Genomic DNA, 18,161 nt, shown 5'->3' with positions numbered 1-18,161 from the left:
TATCATTTTTTACTTTTTTTAAAATAAAATAACATAAACATCTGGTTGTATTTCAATACATTACACTAAAATAAAAATAAAACATGAAAACAGAAAGAGTTAAAGGGAGCATAGCGCCTTTAAAGTAAAATATAGCACCCCATTGCAATGCATAAAAATAGGAAGCGCCTAGGAATGGATTAATCACAATAACGCTTGTTTTATGTTACTTTAATAAGGAAATTTTTCTGCACAGGTACGATTCATAAAGACATTGCTGTATAAAGAGAATTCGTATGATCTGTAATTTGTAAAAAGAATCAAATTCTTGTAGAAACATGCTAAGCTATGCTAGCTTTCTTTATTTAATATTGAAAAAGTACTCTTAGAATCTATGTGGGATAACGAACAACAAAAAAACGATCCCGGACAGGACCCTGCTCTTGTCGTCAAACGCTTGCGTCCTGCGCGCCGACAAGTTTCGGCCCGTTGGCTTACGGGAACCGTTCTAACAGGAATCACTTCCTGCATTCTTATGGGTATTGCACTTTTTACGGCTCTTGATGAACAACAGCGATTGGTAACCCCTCCACAATGGTTTACAAATGAAAATCTCTCACACACACAAGATCCTGAGGCCAATGGATATAAAGGGGATCGTATTTCTCCCACCCATGCACGGCAAAGCTTTGACAGCAAACGTCAATTTGAACTATCGATTCTGCAAAAAAAAGGCGATGAACAAGTCATTCAAACACAACATTTTGAATGGATTCGTATGGCTTTAGCTGAAAAGCGCCCCCAAAAATATAGCTATCCAAAATTTGATTCTTTAAGCATTCTTGCCAGTGATTCGAAAAATCAAAGTGCCAAACCACAAGATTCTGGACAGATTTATGGAGCAAAGGTTGAAACAAAAATCACCTTACGCAGCTATGATTTTAAGGTAAATCAATTCGATTTTGATGACAACGATACGCTGACAGATGAAGAGGCACAACAAGAAGTGCAAAAAGCTGGGTTTACGTTAGAAAAAAGTACCGAACTTCTTTCAGTTCTCACATTGATTGATCCTTTAAAGTTAGAAGATGCATCTACTGATTCCCAAGGTACAGAATCCCCTGAAGTTCGCATTGTGCAAGAAAATGTAACCGTTTCTCCTCAAAGTCACCGTATCGATCTGACAAAAAACTATGTTGAAGATATTATTCCTATTCGTAAAAAACAAACGATAGCCGATGCTTTCAAAAAAACCAGTTATACAAAAAAGCAAATTGAACAGGTTGTAAAAACGCTAGAAAAAATGAGCCTTTCCGATACCCTTAAAGAGGGAAGTCTTTTACGCATTGGCATCGTGACACAAGCTGGTGAAGAAGATCATCTCGTACGCGCAAGTATCTATCAAGGGATGTATCATGTTCTCACCATTGCGCTAAATGATAAAGGCCAATTCATTGAAAGCACAGAGCCTAAAATGTCTAAAGCTCTTAAAACGGCTTTTCAAAATGGTATTCCGCATTCTTATATCAATAGCGCGCAATTACCAACAGCTTATGATGCACTCTATAGTGCTTTGCTAAGCCATAATATATCACAATCTCTCTCTCATCGTCTCATTCGTCTGCTGGCCACCAATATTGACATGAAAAGTCCGATAACCCCCAATGATCAAATCGAAATATTTTATGCCGTACCACAAAGCGATAAAGAAAACAAAAACGGCAAAAAGAACTTGAAAGCAAAGGAAGCATCCAAAAACACTGATCCAGAAATTCGTTATATTAGTGCAACTTTTGGGAATACAACTTATAAATATTACCGTTATCAATTAAAAGATGGAAGCGTTGATTATTATGATTCTGAAGGGAAGAGTTCAAAGCCTTTCTTGCTGCGAAAACCCACACCAAATGGGATTTTTGGCTCCCCCTTTGGTCCACGCAAACATCCTATTTTAGGCTATATTCGCATGCATACGGGTGTTGACTGGGTTGCTCCTAAAGGATCACCCATTATTGCTGTAGGAGATGGTATTGTCACAAGAGTAGGCGTAACAGGCGGCTATGGAAATCACACGGAAATTCAACATGCCAATGGATATGTCAGCAGTTATTCACACCAAAGCCGTTATGCACCAGACATCAAACCAGGCGTGAAAGTACGACAAGGACAAATTATTGGCTATGTTGGATCAACAGGCATGGCAACCGGACCCCATTGTCATTTTGAAATCATTGTCAATGGCATCAAAGTTGATCCTATGCGCATCCGTATACCGGATAGCAAAGCCTTAACCAATCAAGACCTACAAACATTCCTCCAAGAAAAAAACAATATTGATGCCTTGATCAACAGCCCGATACCCCCCTCTGAAGATACTTAAAGCATAAAAGCATCTGCATTTTTACGACTCAAAACATCTAAAAAATATGCTTTAGCGCTTATTTTTCTCAAAGAGATTTCCGCACTTTAAATATCTGTAAAGAATACGCCGAAATATGCCACCACCCAAGGCTGCCATAACAATGATTAAAAATAAAACGCCCTCCCCTTTGCATGTTTATGCACGATAGAAAAGTGCAAAATATGAAATCCAAAAAGGCTAACTCTTCTTGTTTGTTTTATCAAAACGATAAAAATCCCTTTGTTTTCCATGCAATAAAATTTTAATCAAAGGTAAGTTTTTTCTCAAGGATGAAGATTCTAAAACCCATATCATTCTATAAACAACCAGACTTCTTGTTGAAGAGATTTCACTTGTTGAATGCTTATGCTGTTCATAGCCCTAAAAAACGGTGTTTCATAAACTTTATGAGCAAGTTATCCTTAAGAATATTCGTTACACACTTTTACAAAAACACCCCATATTTAAAGTTTTACATGCCTTACAAAAAATAACAAAACTTGAAAAAACAATCTCTTCGCAAAGAAATAGAGCTTACTAATATAAGTATTATTATTGGCTTAAAGGAGCTCTTATTCAAAATAAATTTAAATTTTAACTTAAGCACTTCAAAGCTATAAAACATACAAAAAAAGAGAATTTTAAAAGCCGATAATCGGAGTAAACAAAGCGAAAAACAAAGAGAGCAAAAGATGAAGAAGAAAAGTTTCTTCTCTTGAAAACAATTGACAAGCTAAAATGAATGGTGCTGTGTTCGTGTTATCTAAGTCATATTTTATTCTCATTTTTATTAAAGCGAACAAGCAGAGAGTAAAGAATTTATCTCTTAAAAAAATCAATCAGAGTTTTTTTGAACTATTCATACTGAGTTTTGGCAAAGGAATGACAATCTTTGTGCCCCTCAAAGCAGAAGTTTCAAACAGAGGTTTCTCACCAAATTGCATACAGAGCTGTTCCACGACCACACGACCAAGTCCTGTTTTTTGTTCTAAAGTTTGGCTTTTCATTCCCACGCCATCATCTTCTACAATGAGCATCAATTGTCCATCTTTCTGGGGACCAAAGGAGATATAAATATGACCCGTACGTTGATCAGGAAAGGCATGTTTTAAGGAATTTGTCAGCAGTTCACCAAGAATAATTCCAAGTGTTGTCGCATCTCTTGAAGACAGGCGACAATCTTTAAAATTGGTGTGAATGGTGATGTTTTCACGCAATTCAAAAGGGACTGCCAATTCGACATCATGCACAACAGAACTGAGAAACTCTGCCAATAAAGTCGTTTCCATATCATCACTTAAGCGCAAACGACGATGTGCTGTAGAAATTGTCTGAATACGATCACGCGCAGCTCCTAGAACAGAACGTACCTCTTCATTTTTGCTCCGGTTTAACTGGAGCCCCAGCAAAGAAGACACCGTCCCAAGAGAATTGCCAATGCGATGGCTTGCATCCTGCAATAATATTTCAACCCGTTGGCGTTCTTTTTCAGCGTGATTGCGTGCTCTTTCTAATTCTTGTGTCCGTTCTTTCACGCGGGCTTCCAGAGCGATATTTTCGCTATGAAGCAGCAATTGATACAATTTTAAAGAGCGCACATCACGATGAAAACGATTAATAACAAAATAGGCAGAAATAAAAGTACTCACAACAGAAACAATAGCCGCCAATGTCAAAGCAGCCCGCATTAATGCGATACCCTCACGCTGTTTTTGTCGCACCACATCATCCCCATTAATAAAGCTTGTCATCAATTGAGCTAAACGTGCCACAGGAATCTTTGATCCTTCAAAAGAGGCAGCTTGAGAAGGTTGTTCAGGAATCGTATCAAGAGCATGCATATGGGCATTCATAAATGCTTTTCGTGCTTCAACCTCTTTTTTAAAAGCCGTAAACCATTCATCCCATTGTGGATGCGCATAAACAATAAGTGCAATATAATCGAGAATATCCCCCAACTCCCGCTCTGCATTTTCAAAACGTATTTTATCTTCCGCCTTGCGCGTTTTTGCATAGCTGCGATCAGCAACAGCCATATCAATCAAGCTAATAAGGACCAAATCAGCCTGTTCACGCAATTCTGAACTTGTATTCAACTGTGCGACTTCTCGATCAACGGCATTTGAAAGCAACATAATAAAAACCGATGCCAAAAGAGCCATAACAAGAGAAACAACAATCGCACACCACCGCCAGCGTGATATCGTTGCATCAGAAGAAGGCATTTGAGGCATCAAATTTGTTTTTGTTGTCATAGAATGTCCATTGGCGAACTTGAAAGTCGTCATTTTTCAGCACAAAGGAAGGCAACCTTATGGAAAATAAAACCTAAAGCCCGTGGGAAAGTTTATACAGGCTTTTCTTGTGTTCCTAAGGATACACGCCAAACACTCTGAATTTCCTCAGATACTGACTTTACTGTAATAGCTATAACGGGAATAAAAAAAACAAGGCTATCGATCATAATTATTATGCTTTTTTAGCCGTTAAATGAACACAATGTACTTCCAGCTGAATAAGAATCAGGACCATAATCAGACTCACCATCCACCTTGAGAAGTTCTTGTAATCGATTACGCGCCCTGCTCACACGGCTTTTAATGGTTCCAACAGCACAACCACAAATAGCCGCAGCATCTTCATAAGAAAACCCCGATGCGCCAATGAGAATAATGGCTTCTCTTTGATCGGCAGAAAGCAAATTTAAGGCTTTTTTGAAATCTTGCAAATCAAGCGATCCATATTGAGCCGGATGAACAGCGACATTTTGAGTAAACACGCCATCGGTATCTTGAACTTCTCTTCCCTTTTTACGCATTTGACTGTAAAATTCATTGCGCAAAATGGTAAAAAGCCAAGCCTTAAGATTGGTTCCCATCTCAAAACTATCTTGCTTGGCCCATGCCTTCATAACAGTATCTTGGACCAAATCTTCGGCTTTATCCTGCTTACCACTTAAAGAAACAGCAAAAGCTCGTAAAGCCGGCAACACCAAAAGAAGTTCTTGTTTAAAGTTTTTCGCGCACTTTGACATAAAGGATTCAAACCTTTTCCACATTGTTTAAGCCAAATTGCTCTGCGCGCTCCAACTTCTCTAAAAGCTCAAGCAAACACCGTGGCAGTGCTTCTTCTTGAATTTCCATGTAAAATTGACGTAACTTCCGTGCTATTTCGCTATTGACCCCGAGAAGATCATCTCCAACTGTAAATTGTGTGGTGAGATTTTTTTCATCACGGTCGTTCATTTTTCATCCCCCTAATCCATATAATATCAGTAGCACCGCGAAGAATTTTTTCGCCTTATGGTTGTAAATATAGCTGTCGGTAAAAAGTTCCATACAAATCAAGGAACTTTTTTACCGGCTGAGAATTTCAATCAACAAAATGCTTGAAAGGTCAAAGGAGTTATAAATTATGTCATTATCAACGCGCATTGCCCCGCATCTTCCCTATCTTCGGCGTTTTGCCCGCTCTGTCACCGGTAGCCAATCCTCTGGCGATGCTTATGTATCCGCGATGTTGGAAGCACTCATCGCCGATATCTCCATTTTTCCCAAAGCATCCAGTGACCGAATTGGTACCTATTGGCTTTTTTGCCATCTTTTTGACCAAACCACACCGAACATCCCTGAACCCCTGCCCCAATTTGGTCTTGAACAAAAAACAAGTGCCAAATTATCCTATCTCACGCCCCGTGCACGCCAAGCATTTTTGCTCATTGCCGTTGAAGGATTTCATGAACGAGAAGCCAGCGAAATCATGAATCTGGATACAAAAGAATTCCGCAAGCTTCTCAACCAAGCATCCATTGATATTTCTCAACAAATTGCCACTGAAGTAATGATTATTGAAGATGAACCTCTTATTGCGCTTGATATTGAGCAAATGGTAGAAAGCCTAGGTCATCATGTTGTAGGAATAGCGCGCACGCGTGATGAAGCTGTCATCATGTATCATAAGAAAAAACCACGGTTGATTTTGGCTGATATTCAATTAGCCGATAACAGTTCAGGTATTGACGCGGTCAACGAGATTTTGAAAAATGACCGTATACCAGTGATTTTCATCACGGCTTTTCCTGAAAGGCTGCTGACCGGCGAGCGTCCAGAACCAACTTTTTTAGTGACCAAACCTTTCAACCCGGATATGGTGAAAGCGCTTATTTCTCAAGCTTTATTTTTTCAAGAGAATGCTTCTAAAGCGGCTTAGAACAGAGTAACATCTTAAAATTATGATCGTTACGCCTCTTTCAAAGCCTCCCATGGATAGATCTCATATGAGTGCGCTCATGCAAGCGATTCGTGGTGCTGATATTTGTGTTCTCTATCAGGCAACAAATCTGGTTTATTTATGGGCTGAAAACTTGCCGCACCATTTGCACAATAAATGGCGGGTTGGGTGTCGTGACAGCGACTTTTTTTCGCTTGACCTTGCAGACAATATGGAAACCATCAAACTGCAAGTTTTAGCGAGTGGCAAAATGCAAACTGTTGAAGCACGTTTTGAAGATACAAACAAACAAGAGATTTGGTACAAATTTTCTATTGATTGCCACCGCAATGATAACGAAGACATTATCGGTATTATCACCACCGGTGTTAATATTTCCGGCTTACGCCGCCGTGAACAAGTGCTTAAAATCCTTCTTCGCGAAGTCAGTCACCGTTCTAAAAACCTTTTAGCGATCATTCAAAGTATTGCTAGCCAAACCGCGCGCTATACTGAATCTCTTCAGGTTTTCTTACGCAAATTTCAAGGTCGTCTTCATTCTCTTTCTCATTCTCAAGATCTGATCACTGATTCCGATTGGCGTGGTGCTCAATTTCGCGAATTGGTCCAAACGCAGGCTTTAGGCTATTTTATGAAAGAAACAAAACGTTTTTCACTTGAAGGCGTAGATCCTTATCTTTTTCCCAATGCCGCTTTGCATATTGGTTTGGCTTTTCATGAACTGATTGTCAATTCTCTTTCTTTTGGAGCCCTTTCCCAAGAAAAGGGGAGCATCTGTGTACGTTGTGAAATCGAAACAAAACCGAATGGCAAAACGCAACTTATCATCACTTGGCATGAAAGTTTTGAATCCGGCATCCCTCCCACAAACAATAAAAAAGCCTGTTTTGGTAGTGCCGTTCTCGAAAAAATCGTTCCCATTTCCGTGAATGGTTCAGCTTCCCTCAAATTGACACAAGAAGGAATTGTCTATTGCCTCTCTGTTCCTGATACTTATTTTGATATTTTTTCTTAAAAGAGCATTTTAAACAATAAATCAGGAGAAGTTTTTCCTTTTTTAGCAAAATTTCTCCTCTATTTTATTAAGCACAAAGATATTTTCAAATCCCTTTAAACCAACCTCTATTGTCCCCCAATAGTTCCCAAAAACCTTAAAGATGAGAACTGAAAGCCACATAAAATTCATTCCCGCTACCAACCAACTTCCATCTCTCATATAACCGGCATATTTTAAGACAGAAACCAAAACGATGAAGAGGAAACCATTTCAGCTTTTATATGCCCAATAAAAGCAAACCTATTACCCATCTCTTTTTGTAATTTCCGCAATGCGCATACAATTTCATTTTGGCAGAATATGAAATTTCAAGGAGTAAAGCTAACATCCATCATCACTCTTCAGCTTTACGGGCTTAAAGCAACCACAACAACGACAATCAATTGATGAAAATTACACATTTTATGCTTGTATTTATCGCATTCTTTAATGAAGATATTCTCTTCATGTACAATAGGACACCCTATAACAGAATACGCTTGTGTCTTTGATTCACGCACTTTTTTAATATTTGCCAGCGTATCCACGCTCATTTCAAATCAAAACAGTGTCTGTAAATAAAACATAATTAATAGCCCCCGTAAAGTGAACCCTCAAACACGCCCCTTTTTACTCCACATCCTTCTGTACCTTCATGCCTCTTTTCACTTCATAAAAGTAGTAGCGAGCATCATCATACCATTTGTCCCTCATGTTACAACAGCCCTTGACCTTTGAGAGCGTTCATAAGAGGCATTTTAGTCTTTTTTCAAATATTTCTCACCAACACAAAGCCCATACCCACCCTTTTATGACGTGCAAGCCAATGACTTTGAATAATTCAATATAGAATGGCATCTCAAACGCGGAACTAAAAAACTTTGAAACCGTTTAACAGTGAAGAGTCCCCTAAGCTGACAAATTGGAGTCCGCTCTGTCAACCTCTCATTTGGAAAATAATTGATGACCCCCCTTGTTTTTATCCTCTTATTAGTTTCATGTACAGATGATTTTAATAGTTGCTATTCGAACAATACAATGGTTAAAATCTATCCCACGGCTCAAGCATGTGAACAATCCATGATACCGTCCACAAAAAAGTTTTCATTTTCTGGACAACAAATTTTTGCTCAATGTATAAACGTCCATGCAGATTTACATCAACAAGAAGTAAAATTGATCTGGTCTGTAACAAACCGTGGAAATTTCCTGCTTAAAAGCCAAAACGTAAATAACAAGATATCTACAGTCCAGAAAGAAGGTATTTTACCAACATCGCTTCCTCTTTTGCATTCTTCTTCCACAAACCTCTTGCAGAAAAAACTTTAAAAGCATAAACCCATCAGATCTCAAAAAAATACTCAATGAAAGACATGATTGATAATAAGCGCATGCAACCTTCAAAAGACCATCACACAGAGCAAAATTCTCTGCCTCAAGATCTCCCTTTAGATCCTGCTGTAGAACGAGTGAGAAAAAAACTTATGGGTTTAATGATTATTTCCGTTTTAATAACGCTTTTCCTTATTCTAACTGTACTGTTTTTAATTGTTTATAAAGTGATAACAACCGGATCAGCGCCAAAACAAACAGAGCTATCTTCCTCTCCCAGCAAAACCCCACACGTTATCCATCATACGCTCTCTCTACCGGAAAAAACACAGATTTTGTCGCAAAGCCTCTCAGAACACAATATTGTACTGAAAGTTTTAACCCCTGATGGACAGATAAAATTTATGATTTACAATTATCACACCGGTGCACTAATCGCCGTTCTTTCTGTTGAAACAACAAAAGAAAGTTCGAAGATAATGCCTCATTAAGCAAACGAACATCACCACAAGCGCTTACATAGCATCCCTGAAGATTTAAAAATTTTCCTCTGCTTCAAGATACGACCACTTAGGAAACGGTAGATTTTTCACTGTATCTCCTGACCTAATCTCGGAAAAGAAGAAACCTTTCTGTCAACGCATTCCCATTTTTAAGAAAACTGACATCGCTTGGGAAAATCTAATGAACATGCAAGAAAGGCATCTTCTTGAGTGCAAAAATTCAACATAATTAATTTATAGTGATGATTTATTTTGCATGTCAAACGAGAACCTCAAATACTGTAAGATTCTCCCCTTTCAAATCTGTTCATAAGGAACTGAATCAAAATCATTTGCTCACATATCCCAGCAAGGAAATGGATGAATAAAAATACCTCTTATGAATGATCCGATATCAAAAGAAGAACTGTTTCAACATTGAAAATTAACGCAATAACGCCCAGCTTACATCTTTTATTAAGCAAAGATAACCGATGTATTTCACATGATAGAATTTATGAGCACCATCGCAAAATGGGCATAAATACATTGAACAATATTAAATATAAGTATGAATAAATAAAACAACGACATTGCGTTCTTCATACAAGAACTGCCTCTTAAAATACACGGATGTGCTTTTCTCTGTATTCCCTCACTTAAATCCCAGTAAAGAGGCAATCTTTTCGGTCAACCCCCTTCGTTAAGTTCCTAATACTGCCCGTGAAAATTCAAACAAAGCGCAAGAAGCTTCTTAAGCATATATATTTACTATCATGATACCAATAACATCACCACAAGCGCTTACACAGAATCCCTGAAGATTTAAACATTTTCCTCTGCTTCAAGATTGACCACTCGGCGACGGCGCGGTTTTCTCTGTATCCCCTCACTTAATCCAGGCAACGAAGAAACCTCTTTTGTTGCTGTTGATGCATCTCCATTGCTCGTGCTTTCTGCTGTTGCAAGTGAAAGCTCAAGAGATGATTCATCTTGGGTCCGTACAGTACGTCGACGGGGAGAACGACGTGTTTTTTTGACGGGTTCAACATTTTTCTCAGAGCGACAGTGCTCTTGATCGGTTTTTTCATCCGATAGAGCCTCTAAAGCATTTTCACGCGCATCCCCATTTTGCGTTTTAGCATATTGGCCATTACCATTTTTTTGCGACGGCATCTGTAATACATCTGTATCATCCTCGACAGTATCCTTTTTTTCACCGTCAAGATTTATTTCACCGCATTCTTGCTCGTTGTTTTCATCACGATTTTCATCACCACGATTTTCATCACGTCGAACCGATTGAGACATTTGTCCAGCTGCTGCTAAAATAATACGCAAATAGTGCTCGGCATGTTGTAAATAATTCTCCGACATAACACGATCACCCGCACCTTGTGCATCACGCGCAAGGCTTATGTATTTATCGGCAATTTGCTGAGCATTCCCGCGAATTTTAACATCCGGACCGCTACTTTCATAATTGCGAGACAACGGATTAGGACCGCGACGATTATTATTGCTATTACCATTATTGTTATTGTTGCGACCGCGTACCCGTCTATTTTGTTGTGGCCTCATCTTTATCCCTTTTTGGAGTGTTTGTCTTATATGTATGTCTTAATTGACTCTTCCTCATTGCATTACCTTTTGATAATGCTAATCATTTTTAACATACGGTTATCAAGCTATCCGCGTTTATTTTACTCAAACGAACCCTACTGATATTGATAAAAATATTTTCTTGAAAATCATAAAACAGCAGGGAAATCGTAAATTAAAAATTCCCTCTTTCTCTGTTAAACAGCAGAAACCTAATGATGTTCACGTAAAATGCCAAGTGTTTTTTTTAAAATAAACCATATTTCACTAAAAAAATAATTATCTTGTGGAAAACAAAAAGGGAAACACACACACACAACACACCTGACAAAGAAAAATTCCTGCCAGAGAATATTAGAAGCTTCCTTTTTTGCTCTAAAACCACCGCTCCTAAAAACGCCGATATCCTCTACCCCCTCGTGCATTTAACTCACAAGCACTTCCATCCCAGCGAGTCACCGCGCGAACCTCTTTATTTTATGAATATAGCCTCTCTTCATCGCTAAAGCAACCCCTTTGCGAGCGATAATCCACGATCGCTTCACAAAACCTCTTGATCTTTATAGATAGATTAATACGAAGTATTATTCAAGCCCTATAATCACCAAGAGATTAATCTTCTTTCCTAAATAAGCCCGATACTATCAATTTCTATTTTTACCCATGCATTTTTTAAGTTAATCACAGCCTTTATTTATAACAAATTGAGCCTAAAAACAAAATATTTAAATACAAAAAAATATCAAATTATGAAAAAAATGACCAATATGTCACACTTTCCTAAAAATCAGCTTCTTCTCAAAAAGATACTCTCCTCAAAAACTATCAATAAGAATGGCATAACGCATTTCCTCTCTTATCTTTTCTGATAAAGAAAACTGGAATTATAAAACAAGCACATTTGTAAACCCAGCACAGCACTTTACGCATGAAGCAGCCTTGAATGTTTATAAAAGGAATGTTTCTTTTTTACTCATTTTTGTCATGTCTATTGACTTACGCCCTCAAAGAACGAAGGTTCTCAAGTCACACTGTTCTGTCAACAATTAAAATTCTTGTAAAATTCGTACACTGAATTGATTTATAATGATAATTCATATTTTTGTATTAAGTAAGAAAACTTAATACCGTAGGATTTTTCATCCTCAATCTGTTTACTATTGAATCAATCTCTTTTTCTTGCATGTTACACTCGGAAAAGCCTGCGTAGAGTAAAAACGATAAAGAAAGGCTAAAAGTGCCTCTTATGAACCATCTCTAAGGCTTACGGGCTGTCGAGAGGCACCATTGGGAACGAGCACAGTGTAAGATAGTACTTGGAGCTTACTCTTTTTTGAAACGTAAAGATGAACATGCTCTATAAATTTTATACACTTCATGAGAGGCTTTACCATTATACCCTTCACCAGAACCATTACGAAATGGATTTCCCACGCCTGTTATTTCCCTTAAAAAAGCTCAACAAATCCTCCTAAAACTCCACCACGCCCCTTTAAACATTTCAAGGAGGCATCCATGCCTTATGTCGCAACACCTTAAATAAGAAGTGCAATATAACAAGATAAATAAATAAAATTTCTATTGGTCTCGAGGCAGATCGTAATTTAAGGGGTTTTTATCTTTTCATCAAAATTCGCATCCTTTTAACTTTCCGTATAAAAACTTAAAAGTAATTGCGTCTTTTGCCTTTTTTATTTTCTTTTTCATTGAGAAAACAATCGCGTAAGAGAAAATAATTTCCATCCCCAGGTCGTACCATCGTCAAACATTGTTTTTTTGCAGTATCAGAAAGCTTATCCCACATTTCACGAATAGCAAAATAGGCCTCACTTTCCAAATTAAGACAATGCTGATAAACTTCTCTTTTCATATCGGGCATAACGGAAGCAGAAATTTCCTTGCAATATACGCGCAGATCAAAAACAGGAATAACCAATTCAACGGGTGCTTGTTGTGTTATTTTTTTATGAGAAGAAAAATAACTGACCACCTTTGCAACAACAAAACACAAAATCACTATACAAAAAAGTATTATGCAAACAAAAGCAATCTTGCGATATAATCTTTTTAAATAAGCCTTTTGCCTTGCGCGGATTCTTCTTTCCATAAAGATTGTACCCTTTAATATCCCAAGAGAAGCTTTTACAGTAAAAAATGATAGCAGTATCTGTGTACACAATACAGGTTATAGCAGCAAACGATCAAGACTCTTATGTTAAAAGACTCTCTTTTTTTATTGTATAATTTTTATCGTATAAAATTTTTGTGAAAGACTTTTCTCACGCCCTTTATGAAAAAATAGGGATTATGATTTTCTTTCACCACCTTAAAAGACGAAGATTCTTCATCCATGCGGCTTTATAAACAATTCGTCTTCTTTAAGATACATCACATTGATTTATAAAGAGTATTTATTGTTTTTTCATATTGAATGAGAGACCCGAATACCACAGGATTCTCTCATCCTAAATTTGTTTTCTGTTGAAACAATCAAAACCATGTCGCTTGCAAGTTACAAGCGGAGCTGGCATGTGGATTAAAAACTGTACAAAAAAGGCATATGCCTCTTATGAATCGTCTCACGAACCAAGGCTTTCGTAACATTGGAAACTGGAAAAATATATGAGAGTACCAACCTGCACTTTTATGAAGCATAAAGATGAGGGAGATACCTTATAAGTTTTATACATTTCATAGGGGCTTTACCCCTATACCATTGACGAGTGTTCTTGTAAAAGGGACTTGGGAGTGGGATATCTCTTTAAAAACAAGTCCATGAATATGCAATAAATGTATATTCGGAGACAAATAATATTTTAATATTTGAGGCATTCTGTTTTTATGTGAGAGGCATGATCCCAAGAAGACACACGATACATAAAAGCATAAGGCATTATCTTCATTATTTAAATAATATTGCTATAGATAGTTTTGAAAATTATAAAGGAAAAAGATGATAGTCCGAAGAGTGATTAATATGCCTTTATATTTTTCTCAATAAGGCTGTCTTCCTATTTCAGAAATCACTCAAATACAGCCCCCATCTGACATACATAAAATCTAGCTTACAAAAGCTGGAGTTGCCCAGAGAGTTTTGCCCTTCTGAATCCGTAAGGCTCTCATTCTTCTTTCTCTCAAACATGCTACAGCTTTGAAATTTGATGTTGATTGACAAGCAACAAAAAAGCTCTGTACTCTCTTAAGAAAACAACGCCTTAAGGTTACATACATAATGGATTGGAAAGATGTCCTAGCTTTTTATCAAACGCGCTGTAAAACAACGAGCGTAACATATTAGCTTTGCTTATCCCAAAAATGTTCATCCCAATCTCTTGTATCCAAATCTCTTATATCTCAATCTCTTGCATCCAATTCCCTAGCCTTCAATTCCCTAGCCTTCAACTCCCTAGCCTTCAACTCCCTAGCCTTCAACTCCCTAGCCTTCAACTCCCTTGTGTCCCATGCTTAAAGATCAAGTTGAAGGAAATATATGGACACCCCTGAACTCGAAAATATGAAAGGAAGGCGTGACAGAGTTTCGCGTTCCTTATGTCATGCAAAAGCATTAGACATTCTGAAACAAGCACACTTACTGTCTCGTAATGATTCCTTTTTTCTTCTACCGGTCAAATCCCCTTATTTAGAGAATTGGCTATCACAAGTTATGCAACAAATAGCGCTATATGAAACAAACAGAACCTGATTTATATCCGCATGGAATTCGTTCCAGTTTACATGATTGGCTCGCAAAATCCACTTGACTTTCCCCTTTGTCTTTTCCCCTCATGGGATCTCTATCACCATAAAACAAAAAGCGATATTTTATGACGCTTTATGGACAAAATCCCCACCGCCCGAAGAGTTCATCACATGACGAAAAAACACCCCTCATATTCACCACACACAAACACTTCAATATATAAAACTTACATGCCTTCTATCACCGCACTCTCAAAAAGCAGCAAGACAACAAGATAAGAAATTATTGATGTAAAACTCCAAACAAAGAAAAGAACGGATTTTCTAATCGAGGTAAACAAATACTGTTAAATCAACGCTTCCATTTTTGATGATGTCACACCTATGCTTTATAGCACCCCTATCACACTTCATAATACCGAAAAATTTTCTCTGCCCTACGCACTATGCGCATCAGAACCAATCAAATAAAACAGAAATGCGCTATCTTCCTACTTTTTTGTTTTTGATTAAATAGCAAGATATAGCTGTAATTCTTTAAAGAGCTTCATACCATAGATTCATTTTATACATAATATCATCAACAGAATGTTTGTATGTGCTGCAGGAAGAATCCCCAGAACGCTCCATATGACCACTGGATGAAGAGCTGTTACAGGATTCTACAAGAAATGCCAGTGACATTGGAGATAACGCATCCTCGCTATCAGAATAATAAGCTGATAAAAAAGTGTAATCTTGTGAAGGAAGTGTCCCCGAATTTACTTGTGATGGAGCGGCAACAAAAAGAGAATTAAAGGTTCTAGGACCAATGACAATATCACCATTCGCTTGCCGCATAATACTTCTTGCAGAGTATATATGATTTGTATTGATTGCCCCCAGCGAAGCCCATTCATCCTGCCATAAATATGCATAATAAAGATCCATAACTTGTTCATGTTGAACAACGTTGTCAGCAGACATAGCTGTATCAAAGAGTGAGTTAGGAACATAATAAAAATTTATATCTGGAATAATTTCATATAGCCAGTACGTTTCATCAGGATTATTAGCAATCTGTTGCCGCGCCATTCTGTAAACTGCATCCATATTTGCAGTTGTAGACACAAATGCTGAAGTCTGTTGAGCAAGAGAGTGCCCAGTTACATGATGTATGATATCCTGATCATCCCCCCAAGGGGCAAAACCTCCTCCAAAGAATATAACAGATGGAGAGCGATCATCTATACGGAAAACCATATGGGGAGGATCAATAGCATATGACAGATTTACATCTGAAAAGAAAAAAAATAAAACTGTCACTAAAAATACTGAGAATGCTCTTTGAAACATTTTTATACCTTTGATATACACTCCATATTTTATACCTGTAACCTCTTGAAGCGTTACAGATATAAAAAGGGAGAAAAACCCCTATTGATCTTATTTTAAAGTGATGGCTAAAACCCTTTTTGCTGGCACATGACCCGCTTCAAAAATAACCATTACTTTTCTGTTCAAAATGACTGCGGTTTTTGCCAAATCCAAAATACTTTTTCCAACAATGTTATCACAGCCCCAAACACCTTTTTGAATGTCTGAAGTAGGACTGATACCGTATCTGAGCTCTAGGAGACATTGTGCTCCTGCGCTAACGACTTGAACCGAATTAAGATAACCGTTTTGTTCATAAACTCCAGCATGAGAAACACCTGTTGTTAATGCTATTATCACCAAAACGATGGATATTTTTTTCAAAAAGCTTTTCATAATTTACCTCTTTTAAATTTATTGCAACGGACATGAAATGCATCCCCATGCAATCTAATGGATATTTTTAACCTCCTCGCCTCCTTAAAGACGAGAATTTTAACCAGCTTTAGCCCGTGATAAGACTGCCTCATCTCAGTCTATTCTTACCTCTATCCCCGCTGTTGCACGATTTATTTTACAGGCTCTACAGCAAAGCCTTCCCTTATTGATGCCGCGTGAATGATGACTCATGCACACAACAAAACACCGCATGCACAAGCTCTACCATTGGCGATATCTACCACTGACAATGTCTGCCATTGTTAATGTACGTGCATTCTACGGATTCAAAATGTGTCTATGATTTATTGCCTATCGCAAGCGGCATACTGTCAACAAAGACAATTAAGACACGTATTTACAGCCTCACTAAGCTTAAATCTGTCTAACACCAAACGCTAAAATGAAATTGCCATCTAAGCTCAAACGACGATTGATGCAAAATCACTCAGTTTAAAATAGAATCAACTGTAGTTGAATATCTTAAGATAGATCCTCAATACCGATAACTCATGAATTCTGTAAAACATGAACGATTATACTCTGAGTAAAAACTGTAAATCAGAAAACTGCTAGGGTTAAAATAGCCTTAGTGTAGAAGATTGACCATTTTCCAAGCATCGCCTATTTAAGTCACAACGAATACAGATAATACGCTTAATTATCACGCACTCTCAGCCCTCGAATAACATTGATTGAATAGTTACTTCTGTAACAAATATCAACGAATTGCGATGTACTGTAAGCTCTATAGGCCAGCTCAACAATCTCAGGACTTTGAATATGAAATGTTCTTCCTACAATTTTTGACATTTCTGGCTCTTCTGTAGGCCTCGTTTCTAAAACAGAGAGAATATTTACCCCTTGCAAATTTTTATATGGAATGACAGAAATATTATTGATGATTTGTGAGCGAACCATTGTTCCGCCGATATCTGAACAATCATCTGAAATAGTCCACAAACGTGCAGAAGCTGGTCCAGTAAGACACAAAGCTAAAAATATTAAAATCAATTTTTTCATTATAGAATACCTCTTTTTCATTTTTGGTTGATCAAAAAAATAAATGCTCTATGGACAGGCAAATAACTATCCTGTTCACAACTATCTATCTCACTGCTTTAAAGGAGCTAAATCCCATAGAGACACAAATCGAGATGGTTAATCACCCATCGTTTTACTTTTATCCGCTTCTTCAGCGTCTTGTTTGTGTTTCACATCTTCAAGATCTTTGATAATCGTTTTCAATTGTTGTTCTAAAATATCCAAACGCTGTGTAAGTTGGAGAATATTTTGAGTCTGTATTTTATCAAAACATTGGAGATCTTGACGTGTTTGCTTCAACAGAGCATTCAAAGGAGCATGTCCCATTCTTCCGCTAGCATAAAGAACCACACGAATACATTCAGGATCATCAATATCAGCAATAGAAAATGGAAAAAGTGCCATTATATCCCCCTTTTTGATAAGCTAAACGCGTATTAAGCATTTGAATATCTTTTTCCGTTGTACGGCTCTTGCATTCTTCAAGACAATCTCAGACAATCTCAGACAATCTCAGACAATCTCAGACAATCTCAGACAATCTCAGACAATCTCAGACAAT

At 37.6% G+C, this 18,161-nt stretch carries 14 protein-coding genes; 5 read left to right on the top strand and 9 right to left on the bottom strand.

What is annotated here, in order from left to right; translation table 11 throughout:
• The first annotated feature begins 373 nt into the window (after positions 1-373).
• Complete coding sequence (locus ACFIKH_RS06530; RefSeq protein ID WP_375625403.1) at positions 374-2,359, top strand: M23 family metallopeptidase; 1,986 nt, start codon at positions 374-376, stop codon at positions 2,357-2,359.
• An 860-nt stretch (positions 2,360-3,219) separates the two neighbouring features.
• Here ACFIKH_RS06530 and ACFIKH_RS06525 read toward each other — a convergent pair.
• The 3 genes from ACFIKH_RS06525 to ACFIKH_RS06515 form a co-directional block, all read right to left on the bottom strand.
• Positions 3,220-4,635 (bottom strand): sensor histidine kinase, encoded by a 1,416-nt coding sequence (locus tag ACFIKH_RS06525; protein ID WP_375670363.1) that lies wholly within the window; start codon positions 4,633-4,635, stop codon positions 3,220-3,222.
• A 224-nt stretch (positions 4,636-4,859) separates the two neighbouring features.
• A complete protein-coding gene (locus ACFIKH_RS06520; RefSeq protein ID WP_015856820.1) occupies positions 4,860-5,414 on the bottom strand; it encodes an RNA polymerase sigma factor in 555 nt (184 codons plus the stop codon).
• A 7-nt stretch (positions 5,415-5,421) separates the two neighbouring features.
• The gene (locus ACFIKH_RS06515; protein ID WP_015856821.1) at positions 5,422-5,625 is read right to left on the bottom strand and encodes a NepR family anti-sigma factor; all 204 of its coding nucleotides are present in this window, start codon (positions 5,623-5,625) and stop codon (positions 5,422-5,424) included.
• A 169-nt stretch (positions 5,626-5,794) separates the two neighbouring features.
• On the opposite strand from ACFIKH_RS06515, the gene ACFIKH_RS06510 reads away from it, so the two are divergent.
• The 4 genes from ACFIKH_RS06510 (at position 5,795) to ACFIKH_RS06495 (ending at position 9,469) form a co-directional block, all read left to right on the top strand.
• Complete coding sequence (locus ACFIKH_RS06510) at positions 5,795-6,589, top strand: response regulator (protein WP_375626310.1); 795 nt, start codon at positions 5,795-5,797, stop codon at positions 6,587-6,589.
• Positions 6,590-6,611: 22 nt separating this feature from the next.
• A complete protein-coding gene (locus ACFIKH_RS06505) occupies positions 6,612-7,625 on the top strand; it encodes a sensor histidine kinase (RefSeq protein ID WP_375625400.1) in 1,014 nt (337 codons plus the stop codon).
• Between the two features lie 984 nt (positions 7,626-8,609).
• Positions 8,610-8,975: a hypothetical protein gene (locus tag ACFIKH_RS06500; RefSeq protein WP_375648306.1), complete on the top strand. Its 366-nt coding sequence runs from the start codon at positions 8,610-8,612 to the stop codon at positions 8,973-8,975.
• A gap of 44 nt (positions 8,976-9,019) precedes the next feature.
• On the top strand, positions 9,020-9,469 hold the full coding sequence (locus tag ACFIKH_RS06495; protein ID WP_375651938.1) for a hypothetical protein: 450 nt from the start codon (positions 9,020-9,022) through the stop codon (positions 9,467-9,469).
• 816 nt (positions 9,470-10,285) lie between these two features.
• Here the strand turns inward: ACFIKH_RS06495 and ACFIKH_RS06490 are convergent.
• The 6 genes from ACFIKH_RS06490 to ACFIKH_RS06465 form a co-directional block, all read right to left on the bottom strand.
• A complete protein-coding gene (locus ACFIKH_RS06490) occupies positions 10,286-11,041 on the bottom strand; it encodes a DUF4167 domain-containing protein (RefSeq protein ID WP_375625397.1) in 756 nt (251 codons plus the stop codon).
• A gap of 1,684 nt (positions 11,042-12,725) precedes the next feature.
• A complete protein-coding gene (locus ACFIKH_RS06485) occupies positions 12,726-13,169 on the bottom strand; it encodes a hypothetical protein (protein ID WP_375671242.1) in 444 nt (147 codons plus the stop codon).
• A gap of 2,129 nt (positions 13,170-15,298) precedes the next feature.
• Positions 15,299-16,096: a hypothetical protein gene (locus ACFIKH_RS06480; protein ID WP_375617997.1), complete on the bottom strand. Its 798-nt coding sequence runs from the start codon at positions 16,094-16,096 to the stop codon at positions 15,299-15,301.
• A 90-nt stretch (positions 16,097-16,186) separates the two neighbouring features.
• Complete coding sequence (locus tag ACFIKH_RS06475) at positions 16,187-16,513, bottom strand: hypothetical protein (protein WP_375617996.1); 327 nt, start codon at positions 16,511-16,513, stop codon at positions 16,187-16,189.
• Between the two features lie 699 nt (positions 16,514-17,212).
• The gene (locus ACFIKH_RS06470) at positions 17,213-17,578 is read right to left on the bottom strand and encodes a hypothetical protein (RefSeq protein WP_375617995.1); all 366 of its coding nucleotides are present in this window, start codon (positions 17,576-17,578) and stop codon (positions 17,213-17,215) included.
• Positions 17,579-17,716: 138 nt separating this feature from the next.
• Complete coding sequence (locus ACFIKH_RS06465; RefSeq protein ID WP_273791311.1) at positions 17,717-18,004, bottom strand: hypothetical protein; 288 nt, start codon at positions 18,002-18,004, stop codon at positions 17,717-17,719.
• Between the last annotated feature and the right edge of the window lie 157 nt (positions 18,005-18,161).

The sequence above is a fragment of the Bartonella sp. SD1336NMGDW genome (assembly GCF_042193565.1).
GTDB classification, from domain to species: domain Bacteria; phylum Pseudomonadota; class Alphaproteobacteria; order Rhizobiales; family Rhizobiaceae; genus Bartonella; species Bartonella grahamii.
The sequence above is the reverse complement of the archived record's forward strand: the minus strand, read 5'-3'. Positions and strand labels throughout refer to the sequence as shown.